Origin of the sequence: Chlorogloeopsis sp. ULAP02, assembly GCF_038404745.2 — a bacterium.
Classification (GTDB): Bacteria; Cyanobacteriota; Cyanobacteriia; order Cyanobacteriales; family Nostocaceae; genus Chlorogloeopsis.
In genome coordinates this window covers 16832-29451 of sequence record NZ_JAYKTT020000048.1, presented here as the reverse complement: position 1 = coordinate 29451, position 12620 = coordinate 16832, and the positions used below count along the sequence as shown (strand labels likewise).

Below are 12620 nucleotides of genomic sequence, written 5' to 3'. Positions count from 1 at the left end.
AGCTTAATTAGATTCTTTTTGGTTAAAATCAACACCTTCGTAGATATCAGCGATCGCCATTTCCAAGCTGACTGAGGAAAGAGCAATAATGGCACTCTCTGTTTCATATTCTCGAAACAGCCATTCACCTTCCCCAGTTTTAATATATTGTTCTACTTGAACTTCGTATTGATTAATCAGCACGTACTCTTGAAATTCAGGAATTGAGCGATAATAACGGAATTTCTCAGTGCGATCATATTGTTGAGTTGATTTTGATAAAACTTCAACAATCAACAAAGGATTTGTAATGGTATCTGTTCTACTGTTATGCAAAGCTGGGGTTCCCTGAATTACCAATATATCTGGATATGTATATTGCCTATAGCGGGGAATCCAAAGCCGCAAATCACTCATGAAAGCTTCTTGGTTTTTGCCACGTAACTGAAACTTCAAATAAGCATAAACATTTCCAGCAATGCGGTTATGGTTAATTGAACCTCCAGTCACCGGTACAATTTCTCCATCCCGATATTCACTCTTGAACTGTGCAACTTCTTCTATTGCCAAATATTCTTCTGGAGTGTAGTAACGCTGCTGAGTCTGCATTTGCCATACCTCCCGACAGTGGATTCATTCTATCCTCTAACTTCCCACTCTTACAAAAACTGCACGATAAACAGGTTCACCTTTCTTTTGGGTAGCTATTTCCCGTTCTGTGGGAACTGGTAGCGGATTTTCTCTTAGCCATTCTCCTTTACCCTGTCTTTGAAAAGCAGGGTGGCAAGCAAAGCGATCGCACATCTCCTTTGCTATAAATTCCACATCCGACTGTAAAAAGACAATTCCCCCAGGCACGAGATAATCTGCCAGTTCTGTAACCAACTCTGGTTGCACAACACGCCGTTTTGCATGGCGATTTTTAAACCACGGATCGGGAAATTGAATCGTGACGCGCTGTAAACTTCCCGTGGGCAGGGTTGATAAAAGCGATCGCAACGAGTTATTCACATTGCAAAACAAATAATATAAGTTCGTCAATCCCAACTCATCCCGCAACCGATTGGCTTCGTCTACTAAAGGTTCGCGAATTTCCAAACCAAGAAAATTCCAATTTGGTTCTATAGGTGCCATCTTCAACAAAAACCTTCCCCTCGCGCAGCCAATATCTAAATGTAGCGGTTGGTTTGGCTGGGTATAGACTTTTTCCCAGTCGAGGGAAGTGACAGGGTTTTGATACTTTTGTGCTAATGGATTGACGTGTTGGCGAACTCGGATGGGCATATCTATGTTTCAATCACTCAAAATTATTGAATAGTAGTATCAGCGCAGCGACCAGTGCAAATATACTACCAATGATAAAGGTTATTGTTGAGCCAAATTGATGCCACAATCCACCAGCCAAAAGGCTAGCTGGCAAAAGTGCTACACCTACTGCTAGGTTGAGAAACCCGAATGCAGTTCCTCGCAGTGCAGCAGGAACTTTATCCGATACTAGCGCCAACAATACGCCCTTACTAATACCTAAATGTAAACCGTAAAGAGCAAACAAACTCCAGACTTGCCAAGGTGATTGGACAAAAGCAAAGCCCAAGTAGACTAGAGCATATAACAACAACCCTACAACCAGCAGTTTAACTCGTCCCAATTGGTCAGATAGTATGCCTGCTGGATAAGCACTAAGGGAATAAGCCAGATTCATGACGAGCAGTGTAAGTGGCACCAAGGTAGCGGAAATACCAACTTGAGAAGCACGAAGTAACAAAAAAGCATTGCTGGAGTTGCCCAAATTAAACAATAATGCCACCACTACCAAAATCCAGTACTCTCGACTCAAGCTTGCAAGAGCTTGAAAGTGCAATGGATGACTTCGAGACTGCTTATGGGCTGTTGTACCCGTTTCGCGTATACCAAGTGCAAGTAGAATCACCGCCAGAACACCGGGAATTACAGCCAACCAAAATACAAGGCGGAAATTATTGCCACTAAGTGCCATCAAAGAAAATGCTGCTAAAGGCCCTAAAAATGCTCCTATAGTGTCGAGAGATTGGCGCAATCCATAAGCAGATCCACGCATACCAACGGGAGTAGCATCAGCGACTAATGCATCGCGGGGCGCTACCCGAATCCCCTTTCCTAAGCGATCGCCAAAGCGAGCTACTAACACCCAATTCGGGCTAGTCGAGAGTGCAAATAGGGGCTTAACCAGTGTAGATATACCATATCCAAATACTGCTAACCCCTTACGCCGCCCCAGATAATCGCTCAGTGCTCCAGAAAAAATTTTAAATACCGAAGCAGTTGCTTCTGCAATACCTTCAATCAAGCCAACAGTTAACACTCCAGCTCCTAAAACCGAGACGAGAAATAAAGGTAACAGAGAGTGAATTGTCTCGGAACTAATATCTGTCAACAGACTAACGAAACCCAATATCCAAACATTGTGTGGAATTTTCTGGAAATTTAAATCAACTCTTGTTTTCATAGGACTAATAAAAAAATCATCAGAGAGTTCATCTGACGATTTACAATAAAACATTTTTAGTTTTCTATGTTTGCCTCATCGCTTTCTATCTAGAAGCTTCAGGTGCCAATAGGTTCTAGTCATAACACTCTATTCAGACTTTCAATGGTTATGTCGTCTTCAAGAGCGATCGCTCGAACTACATAAATTACATCTAACGTGAATTAGCCCTACTCACCTTGAGTCATACCTAAATAATTTTATGATCATAACAAACACAAATAAACACAGATAAATTACCTGTATCCATCGGTGGTCGATTTCTCAAACATGATTTTTGCTTGCCATTTTAATTTATATCAGACATAAATTATAAACTTGATAGCCAAAAAATATTAAGTCAGTCCAGTAGGGTGCATTACGGCTCATTCTCATTCTCTTAAACTCTCAAATCATCACATAGCCGTAACACCCTACTATTAAAAATCATCAGACAAATCATCTGATGATTGAAAGTTATGTGAGCAAAAGACAAAGTATTTATCTACTTTAAGCTAACCAAAATTTTCATCACTTTACACCTACTCAAAGGCATAATTTTCTTCACAGACTAATTAATAACTGTTAGTTGCTAGCTGTAATTTGTATACATATATTAAGCGGGATCGCACTTCAGCAGAATTAGAAAGCAAAGGTTATACTCATCTGCAAAGAGTTTTTGAAACGCTAATTTTTAAGATAGTCCTTACTGCAATGATTTCCAATTTTCGCTTTGCCATAGTCAGCGATTTACACGTTGCGTGTCCCCATACAATCTGGGATCATCCTAGTCGCTTTCATTTGGTGGAAGTCAGCATTCCAGCTTTTGAGAGTGTTCTAGAACATTTAACACAATTAGATTTAGATTTTCTTTTGCTACCAGGAGATTTAACTCAACACGGCGAGCCAGATAATCACGCTTGGTTACAAGAACGCCTCGCAAAGTTGCCTTTTCCTGTTTATGTTGTGCCTGGCAACCACGATGTTCCTGTTTTACACGCCGATCGCCAATCAATTGCCTTTGCGGATTTCCCTTATTACTACCGTAAATTTGGCTACAGCGAACCAGAAAAATGTTATTACACTTGTCAAGTACTACCGGGAGTGAGGCTGATTGGTCTGAATTCTAACTCTTTTAATGACCAGGGAGAGCAAATAGGAAGCTTAGATATCAAACAGCTGGGGTGGTTAGAAGAGGTGCTAGCTGCGTCTGGGGATGAGTTGGTATTGGTGATGGTACACCACAACGTGGTTGAGCATCTACCGAATCAATCACGTCATGCGATGGCAAATCGCTATATGTTAGAAAATGCACCAGAATTATCGCAGTTGTTACGGCACTATGGTGTCAAGCTGGTATTTACAGGACACTTACACGTTCAAGATGTAGCCTACTCTCAAGGAGTATATGATATTACTACTGGTTCTTTAGTTAGTTATCCTCATCCGTATCGAGTTTTAGAGTTTCGTCAAGATAACCACGGTAGGCAGTGGTTACAAATTTTATCTCATCGGGTTGAGTCAGTACCTGATTTCCCAGATTTGCAACAAGCATCACGGAAGTGGATGGGCGATCGCAGTACTCCCTTTTTGATGAAATTCCTCACACTACCTCCCCTCAACCTACCTGTAGAACAGGCAAAGGAATTTACTCCTAGCCTCCGAGACTTTTGGGCAAATATTGCCAGTGGGGATGCACTGTTTGACTACCCGCATTTTCCCCCTGAAGTACGCCGCTATTTTGAGAAGTACGGAGCGCTCGCAACCTGTGGCGCACCTACCTTAATTGATAACAACAGCACATTACTGCTTTAGGGATTGGGGATTGGGAAGAAGACGCGGGGACGCGGGGACACGGCGACGCAAAGAAAGGGGACAGGGGGAAAAGGATTTGAGGAAGTTTGGGGAGGCAAGGAAGTGATAAGAGTAAATTCTTCCCATCTTCCCCATCTTCCCTATCTCCCTCATTTCTTGCTCTCCTTCTCTTCCTAATCCCTAGTCCTTAATTTCTCGACAAATTCCAAACACAGAAGTGTAACCATGTAGGAAAGTACTATTACCAACAGGGCCAATCTCGCCGCTACAGAAAAAGCCCCCCAGAGGGATATTATTCAAATAATGCTGGAAGAGCTGCGAGTCAAAATTCGCTTTGCCATAAAGTCCTGCACCTCTTCCTACGCAGGAAAACATTAACGCACCGACGGCTGTCTCAAAAGAAGATTGTTGAGTTTGATATTGCTGAAGAAGGAATTCCAAATCAGCCGCTGAGGCTTCCGCATCGCGTAGGTGGAATTGCAAGCGTTGTCCGGGGCGAATCCGATCGCCAATCGCGATTGCTCCTCCGGCAGGATCGACTCCGAGAATATCACGAATTAAAAAATCTCCTGGCTGCAAACACTGCTTAAATTCATCCATTGCCAAACCAACGAATAAAGAATGCTGTGCCAGTGTTCGATCCTCGTCACTCAACTCAGCAATCACATCTCGCAATACTACAAGTGGTGCTTGTTCATCCAACTCCAAAATTATGTTGCGATCGCCTTTAGTTACCTGATACGGCTTACCAATTGGTCGGCATCCCTGTGACACAATCGTTTCTAAAACAATATTGCCACTCAAAGCCACACCAACCGTTCCTCCCCGATAGAGGCGATCATTACAAAAAAGCCCGATGCGACCACCCATTACACCACCACTAGCCTGTCCTCCCACCGTCACCGAGCCAGGATAAGCATAATCTAGCCCTTGTAATAGATCGCTGATACCAGAGGAAAAAGAAGCAGATAACAAAATAAATTGAGGCGTAGGAGTAGGAGGTACACCAATTAAATCAATCCAAGCATTAGGTGGGCCATCCAAATCAGGTAAATCTTCGGCAACAACATGAAAAGCTTTAATATTTACCCCTGGAAGATGAGCTAAAGTCAGGCTGAGGGCTGGCTCTGCTTCCAATTCTTGGGTTTGTCCTTCTACGGTTGAGCCAATTACACCACCACCACTACAGCCAATTAGCACAGGCACTGAAAGCTGTTGTGCCAGCAAAGGCAATAATCGCGAGTACTCACTTGTAAAAGCAGACGAAATGAATACCAGCCCTAAATCCGCAGGAGCTGATAATGAAGAGGTAGCCCGTGCTACAACATCTGCAATAGCTGCTTCTAGAGAAGGACGGGTTGACAGGGCGTTTGTCCACTGCATCTGGTCTGCCATGAGTTTTACGTTCTTTATCTTATGGGGCTAGTAGCTTGTTTATTTTGGATTCTGGAAAACATAAAATTGCATACCACACTAGGTGAAGCCAGCCCTTTGTATCTATCCCAGAAAACTAAGGTTATTATTCCCTAGTACACACATCTCTATTACACACATCTAAAGATATTGTATAATCTCTACTTCTAGTAAATGTTCTGCCAAATCTTAAAACATCTCAGTAATCAAGCATTTATACCGTTATTTGCTGTAATTGTGATTGAGTAGCAAGTAAAAATACTCAAACTAGCAACTCAGTAGCTAAAATAGTTAAGAATACAGCAACAATAACTTTCCCTGTTCTTTTTCCATACTAGTATCAACTACACATTGCAAGAACACGACTATGTCCAACATCCAAGACAAAATCCAACAAGAACGTGAAGAAGCTCGTGCTGTCTGTGATGCTACAGGTAGCAACTCAGCCGAGTGCGCCGCAGCTTGGGATGCAGTAGAAGAACTACAAGCAGAAGCTTCCCACCAAAAGCAATCAAAGCCAAAAACAGCTTTCGAGAAATATTGCGATGATAACCCTGAGGCTGATGAATGCCGGGTTTACGACGACTAAAAATAAACTAAGTCAAGTTTTCTTTTTGAGTCGCAACCAGCTACTCGGAGCTATTTAATTAATTTTCCACTCTTGCTCCTTCATATTTTCTGAAGCTCAAGATTTTACTCTTTCTTGTTTAATTCTTTGTAATGACATAAGAAAAGGAAGTAGCAATTCTCAGGTGTGTTCTGAAAAAGCAACCAGAAAATTGCTCACTTTTTGAGTTCATGATGAAGGCGTCAAGAATTCTGCCAATAAGGGTGAGTTCCCTAACTCTCCCTGAGGCTAATTAAGGGAATTTACTTATTGCAGTATATAAGTTGTTGGTTTTAGAGTTGCTACTAACAGCCTCATAAATTTTTTAGCTATTAGGTATAAGTATATTATCTAGCTATTATTTAAAGTTCCTGGAAGTATTATGAATAATGAAGTTTGGTTTCGTCCCCTAGTTTGGATGGATTACAGACTAGCAGTATTATTTACAGTGATTATTCCCCTTATTCTTTTAATCTGGGCATTTGTGCAAAAAGCCGAGGGAATGCAACGCTTGTTGACTATTTATTGGCGAGTATCGAGCTTGCTAGTCATTACGATTTACTTAATGATTGCCCAATATCCAGTCAGTTTTATTTCTGGGTTTATGGCTCGTATCCTGATACCTATTTCTCTCTGGTTTTGGGTGGATCTGAATGATGAAATTGAGTATTATCCTAATGGCCCGTTAAAGCTAACCTTTACTTCCTGGCGATGGGCTACAACTTTTTATTGTATTTTAGGTTCACTTGCCTTTATACCTTTTTTAGGTTGTGCTTTTTCTACAAATCTAAGCAACAATCCCAATTGTCGTGTCTGGCTAGAGGCACCATTACTATTTAAAGAGTTTTTCCATCCTAGAACTAGTCCTGGCTTTCTTGGCATTCTTGCCATTATTTGTTTAGTAATTTACGTGCTTTACTTAAGCTATTTTGTCTTAATTAAATTGGGTAAACAGGGACGTTCAGCAACACAACAATAGGGTGTAAAAATCTTGCGAGGGTGCTCATGGTCAAAAAGCAATTAGCTACTAATAAAACACCTATATGGAAAATTCTGTAGGTAAAAGACTGGAACAATACACTACCAAACGTCCTCAAGAAGTTTTACTTGTGAGGGTAGAAATTGCTGGAGAAGAAGACCAAATTGCTATTTTTCGAGGATTTTCTAGTTCTTTGATGCGTCCTACAGCCTTTGATCCTGATGTACCGATTTTGCCAGAAGAAGCAAACATTCTCAAAATAGACCGAGTTTATAGCCCTTACAATCCTGAAGCTCCTCGTTATATCCAACAAGGTTTAACTTGGGAACATATGCAAGCTTTACTTTTACAAGTGGGAGTGTAATCTACTCCGACTATTGTTGGTTAACAAAATAAATCACATCAGCGTCTTGATTAAAACTTGAGATAGTACATTAGTTGAGCAAGAATATCACCGGATAGATTCAGCCGTCGCTGGAAATCAACTAAATTCTGATAAGGCCCTTGTAATAGGCGATTTTCTACGACTGCTTCCGCTAAAGATGTATCTATAAAAGGTACTTTAATTAAACTCTCAACTGTTGCTGTATTGGGATTGATGACATAGGTAATATTATCTTCAGTTTCGTCTTCAAAATAACTAAAAGTCAGGATTAGTTCTAGAGGTTTTAATCGCTGTGCAGACACACTTAGTGCCGCAGCTACATCTTCTATACAGTAAAATTTAACACCAGCACGTGAAATTTCCACAAGTGATCGCGCTTGGTGAATCGATAAGCCCGGCAAGCGCAACCAATCATCTACAGTTGCCTGATTAGCATCTATGCGGATACCTAAGGAGGCAGCGATCGTAATTTCTTCTGTTGATTGCAGTCGATAATAAGGATCGTTCAGTAGTTTAGAACGCAATTTTTGTAGTCTGGGGTTGAGTCGAAATGATAGCCAATCCTGATTCATAGCGTTTGGGGATAGTGGGTAGTAGTTAGTAGTTAACAATCAACTACTAACTACTGTACGGGAGGCAGCACGTTGCGGAGCCAGGGCGCCCTTGCGGGTTAAGCGCGTTGTAGCGACTGGCGTCATCTGGCGTCGGGTTAAGCACGTTGTAGCGACTGGCGTGCGGGTTTAAAAGATAAATCCTCGGTTTTAAGCGAAAGATAATCAACAAAACCCGCCCCTATCAACTATTATCAAATTAAGAAATCTGATCGAGTAACTGACGGCGCTTTTGCTCAAATTCATATTCAGAAATCAATCCATCTTGACGTAGAGCATCTAACTCACGTAAAGCTTCGGCGATCGCTCCCACTTGATTTGCTCCTGAGTACAAGTTGCGAGTAGCAGACTTACCCTGATTAAAATTGCGATCAAAAGCTTCTTCATCCTGTGTTAAGTACCAAACTCCCTCAATGGCACTAGCTACTTTGGGAATGGGTGTCCAAGAAAGTAACACATACAACACACCCCACAGCGGCTGTCCTAAATAAAACTTATGTAATCCTGAAATTGTCAGTGTACCAGCAAAAGCTAAAACGGCAGCAACACTTCGGCTTTTTCGCTTAGTTAACATAATTCTCAATTAATTCACTACTACCATATTTTTTACGGTCAGACAGCCACCCAAGATACGGTGGGGAGCGTTACCACCATAACCACAGATTTGGCAGTTCTTTACACTTTTATTTTTGCCATACCCCGTAACTACCAGCAAGTTTCAGTATTTATCTATATCACTTACTCTTTTGTAAAATTTGTTCATTAGTTCTAGTAGTTCTTTTCAATGTTTTACTGTCAAAAAAACTTTTCTGTTAAATTTCTATACACAGTGGTTTCATTTCCAATGGAAATCTTACGGCTATTATCAAAAATTAACCAAAGGTTCAAATAACTATACTAGTAGTTATACTTGCTATTTTAAGCTAACCAAGAGTGAAGATTACAACTAGTTTTAATATTAGCGTTATATTTTTTGTTTTGACAGACCAAACATGATATAACCACATTATTAATATGTCACAAATCTTTTGACGTTAGATTATTGGCTAAAACCGATTAACAAATTAAATTGAGGTTATTTCAAATTTCAAAATAGAGAATGTTGTATTCAGAAGAAATCTACTATTATTTTTCCAACATTTGCACTTGAATCAGTAGCACTAACCTTATCTGAAAAACACAATGATGGTAATCCGTCTGTCTACAATTACGCACAACGTTATTATTAGAGAGCTATTGCTTATATCAAGTAAGCGAATTGGAAAACAGCCATACAACAATTGCGGCACGCAATCAAACTAGAGCCAAATCAAAGTGAATATTATGCCTTGCTAACTTTAGTGCATTGCAAACAAAAAATTTGAGGTATGGCAAGAGTCTATCTGCGTCGGTATAAAAACTTAACTTTCAAAATCCTTTTGCTCTAAAATGCGTTTCTATATTAAGAATTACATTACAAGAAACAACCGAACCTTTGTCAATAGCAAAAACTGTGATTCTTGCTGTTTTACTGAGTAGGTTTACAGTCAAACCAACTTCTCTAGCTAAACTTGATTGCTTTATCATTACTCAAGCATCCGCGTTTGCAAATTCTAATCACAAGCAGATCTGTATTGGTGAATGACAAAAACCCCAACTTAATTCTAGAAGTCAGGGTTCTGAGTCCTTCTATTTTTGGTAATTAACGTACAATTATCATCTTGCCTACTTCGTCAAGTAGTGAAATTTCGATAATAAACCGTACTTTAACCGAAGTTTTTTCTGTGTGTTGTTTACCTAGACTAGAATAATAGGTAGAGGCAAAAGTTTGAAAATAGAGTGAGCTACTGATTCACGGTACTCATTTATATAGAAGTAACATGGGATTCTTTGACTCTGAGATAGTTCAGCAAGAAGCTAAACAGCTATTTGAAGATTATCAAGCTTTGATCAAACTTGGTAACAACTACGGCAAGTTTGATCGCGAGGGAAAAAAGCTGTTTATTGAGCAAATGGAAGCCATGATGGATCGGTATCGTATTTTTATGAAGCGATTCGAGCTATCTGAAGATTTCATGGCGCAAATGACTGTACAGCAGTTGAAAACTCAGCTGAGTCAGTTTGGCGTCACTCCACAGCAAATGTTCGACCAAATGCAACTCACCCTTGAACGGATGAAAGCAGAACTGGAAAAACAACCTTAGGGGATAGGGGATAGGAGCTAGGGAATAGCAGAAGAGGGACAGAATTCTAAAATCAAAACTCTAAATAAAAAATTCCTAGTTCTTAATTTCTATACTCTGATTTATCATCTCCTAGTCGCTAGTCTCTAGTCCCTAGTACCTCTATTTTGCTTTGGGGCGAGGAAACTGAGAAGGTGATTTAAAGTTTTCTACTGGTACATCCTTGAGCGCTTTGAGCATAAAATCGCGCCAGACGGGTGCTACTTTGCCGCCACCTGTAGCACCACTAGCCAGTTGTTTGTTGTCATCCCTACCAACCCAAACAGCAGTTGTTAGCTGAGGTACAGTACCGACGAACCAGATATCCTTCTCTGAAGAGGTTGTACCTGTTTTTCCAGCAGCTGGACGACCGATGTCAGCAGCTTTACCAGTACCATCAGTAATTACTGATCGCATCGTATCTATTACTGCTGCTGCTGCCCAAGGTTCCAGAACCATCTGTGGCTTAGGAGTATTATCCAACAACACATTGCCAGCACTATCGGTGATACGAATAATTACTGTTGTTGGTGATTGCCAGCCATAATTTGCAAAAGTAGCATAGGCACCAGCCATTTCCATAGGTGTCATCCCAATAGCACCCAAAGGTAAAGAAGTTACGGGTTCCATTGGACTCATAATTCCCAAGGTACGACAAGTCTCGACAACTTTATTCATACCTATAGATTTGCCAATTTTAATTACCGGAACGTTACGAGACAACTTCAAAGCGGTACGAATTGTCATCGAACCCTGAAAACCACCATCGTAGTTGCGTGGGCTGTACCAACCGCTACCATCTCGATAACTGACTGGGGTGTCAGAAACTACAGTTTCTGGGCCGTATTTACCAGTTGCAAAAGCAGCGTAATAAACAAATGGTTTAAAGGCAGATCCTGGTTGCCGATAAGCTTGAGTTGCTCGGTTAAATTCTCCAGCTTTAGAGTTTACGCCACCTACCAGTGCTTTGACAAAATGGGTGCGCGGATCAATTGCCACAAGGGCCATTTGATTCTTAGACAATCCTTGACCGAGAAGATTTTTATGCCACTTACTGACAGTTTCCTCGGCCATTCTTTGAAAATCGGCATCAACAGTAGTTTGGACTCGCATACCCCCTTTAAGGAGTGTCTCACGTCCAAACTTCCTGGCTATTTCCTGAGCAACGCTGTTTGTTACATAAGGCAGCGCACTACCCTGAAATGACTTAATTCTGCCCAATGTGATTTTTTGATTGAGGGCATCATCATATTCTTTTTGGGTGATCCAGCCCAAAGAGAGCATCCGTCCTAACACTTCTTTTTGCTGATATTTAGCCTTTTCCATGTTGACAAATGGGCTGTATTCTTCTGGGGCTTGGATCAAGCCCGCCATCATTGCCGACTCAGCTAAATTTAAGTGTTCTGCTGATTTATTAAAATAACTGCGCGCTGCCGTTTGCGCTCCGTAGTTATTGTGACCCCAATACACTTGATTGAGGTACATTTCCAATATTTGATCTTTAGAGAGAATTTGTTCTAAACGAATTGCCAGTACTGCTTCTGCAATTTTACGGGTAAATTCCCGCCTGTGACTCAAAAATAGGTTTTTTACCAACTGCATGGTAATGGTGGAACCACCCTCGCGTACTCCACCTGCTGCCCAGTTGGTGACTACAGCACGTCCGACGCCTTTAGGATTAATGCCGTGATGATAGTAAAAGTCGCTATCTTCACTCGCTAGAACTGCCCGCTTGAGTTCCGGAGAAATTTTATCTAAAGGTTTAACTTCTCGATTGGCTTCTCCGTGTATTCTTGTTAATAATTTGCCTTTAATATCAAATATGTAAGTAGTTTCGGATGGTAAGAAGTTACGTAACTGCCTGACATCTGGCAAGTTACGGAAACTAATTGCTAAACCAACTAGTCCTCCTGCCACGACAGAACTTGCCAGCATCGTGATTGACAGCAGGGTACCGCCAGCTACCTGACCGACTCCTTTTAAAAACTCAAAGCCGGATGAAGCGCCAGCTTGAGATTCTTTATCTTCAAAAGTACTTGACGACACGGTGTTATCACTTCCTCACTTGTAAATATAACTATAATTTCTTCGGTGAAGCAAGGCAGTTAATTTTTTGCAATTATATTA

At 40.9% G+C, this 12620-nt stretch carries 12 protein-coding genes; 5 read left to right on the top strand and 7 right to left on the bottom strand.

All coding sequences use genetic code 11. The features are described 5' to 3' along the window. Window positions 1-3 precede the first annotated feature (3 nt). The 3 genes from U2718_RS16930 to U2718_RS16920 are packed head-to-tail and all read right to left on the bottom strand — an operon-like array spanning window position 4 to window position 2464. Complete coding sequence (locus tag U2718_RS16930; protein ID WP_342001755.1) at window positions 4-588, bottom strand: Uma2 family endonuclease; 585 nt, start codon at window positions 586-588, stop codon at window positions 4-6. A 36-nt stretch (window positions 589-624) separates the two neighbouring features. Then, window positions 625-1263 carry a tRNA (guanosine(46)-N7)-methyltransferase TrmB gene (gene trmB / locus U2718_RS16925; RefSeq protein WP_342001757.1) on the bottom strand — a complete coding sequence of 213 codons (639 nt, stop codon included), beginning with the start codon at window positions 1261-1263 and terminating at the stop codon, window positions 625-627. Between the two features lie 13 nt (window positions 1264-1276). Then, the gene (locus U2718_RS16920; RefSeq protein WP_342001759.1) at window positions 1277-2464 is read right to left on the bottom strand and encodes an MFS transporter; all 1188 of its coding nucleotides are present in this window, start codon (window positions 2462-2464) and stop codon (window positions 1277-1279) included. Between the two features lie 732 nt (window positions 2465-3196). On the opposite strand from U2718_RS16920, the gene U2718_RS16915 reads away from it, so the two are divergent. Beyond that, window positions 3197-4297, top strand: a complete 1101-nt coding sequence (locus U2718_RS16915; protein ID WP_342001799.1) for a metallophosphoesterase family protein — start codon at window positions 3197-3199, stop codon at window positions 4295-4297. A gap of 180 nt (window positions 4298-4477) precedes the next feature. Here the strand turns inward: U2718_RS16915 and U2718_RS16910 are convergent, their stop codons facing one another. After that, window positions 4478-5692, bottom strand: a complete 1215-nt coding sequence (locus U2718_RS16910) for an FIST N-terminal domain-containing protein (protein ID WP_342001760.1) — start codon at window positions 5690-5692, stop codon at window positions 4478-4480. 385 nt (window positions 5693-6077) lie between these two features. Here U2718_RS16910 and U2718_RS16905 point away from each other — a divergent pair, with 385 nt between their 5' ends. The 3 genes from U2718_RS16905 to U2718_RS16895 all read left to right on the top strand — a co-directional run bounded on the left by U2718_RS16905 (window position 6078) and on the right by U2718_RS16895 (window position 7660). After that, window positions 6078-6299 carry a Calvin cycle protein CP12 gene (locus U2718_RS16905; protein ID WP_289790783.1) on the top strand — a complete coding sequence of 74 codons (222 nt, stop codon included), beginning with the start codon at window positions 6078-6080 and terminating at the stop codon, window positions 6297-6299. Between the two features lie 400 nt (window positions 6300-6699). Next, a complete protein-coding gene (locus tag U2718_RS16900) occupies window positions 6700-7296 on the top strand; it encodes a DUF3177 family protein (RefSeq protein ID WP_342001762.1) in 597 nt (198 codons plus the stop codon). Window positions 7297-7360: 64 nt separating this feature from the next. Next, entirely contained in the window at window positions 7361-7660 is a 300-nt protein-coding gene (locus tag U2718_RS16895; RefSeq protein ID WP_342001764.1) for a hypothetical protein, read from the top strand. Between the two features lie 50 nt (window positions 7661-7710). Here the strand turns inward: U2718_RS16895 and U2718_RS16890 are convergent, their stop codons facing one another. Together U2718_RS16890 and U2718_RS16885 are read right to left on the bottom strand one after the other, a co-directional pair. After that, window positions 7711-8253 carry a ComEA family DNA-binding protein gene (locus U2718_RS16890; protein WP_342001766.1) on the bottom strand — a complete coding sequence of 181 codons (543 nt, stop codon included), beginning with the start codon at window positions 8251-8253 and terminating at the stop codon, window positions 7711-7713. Window positions 8254-8491: 238 nt separating this feature from the next. Continuing rightward, the gene (locus tag U2718_RS16885; RefSeq protein ID WP_342001769.1) at window positions 8492-8866 is read right to left on the bottom strand and encodes an NINE protein; all 375 of its coding nucleotides are present in this window, start codon (window positions 8864-8866) and stop codon (window positions 8492-8494) included. Window positions 8867-10151: 1285 nt separating this feature from the next. Here U2718_RS16885 and U2718_RS16880 point away from each other — a divergent pair. Continuing rightward, window positions 10152-10475, top strand: coding sequence for a DUF1825 family protein (locus tag U2718_RS16880; protein WP_342001773.1), 324 nt, complete (start codon window positions 10152-10154; stop codon window positions 10473-10475). A gap of 141 nt (window positions 10476-10616) precedes the next feature. Here U2718_RS16880 and U2718_RS16875 read toward each other — a convergent pair whose 3' ends face one another. Beyond that, entirely contained in the window at window positions 10617-12539 is a 1923-nt protein-coding gene (locus U2718_RS16875) for a transglycosylase domain-containing protein (protein WP_342001775.1), read from the bottom strand. Window positions 12540-12620: the final 81 nt, after the last annotated feature.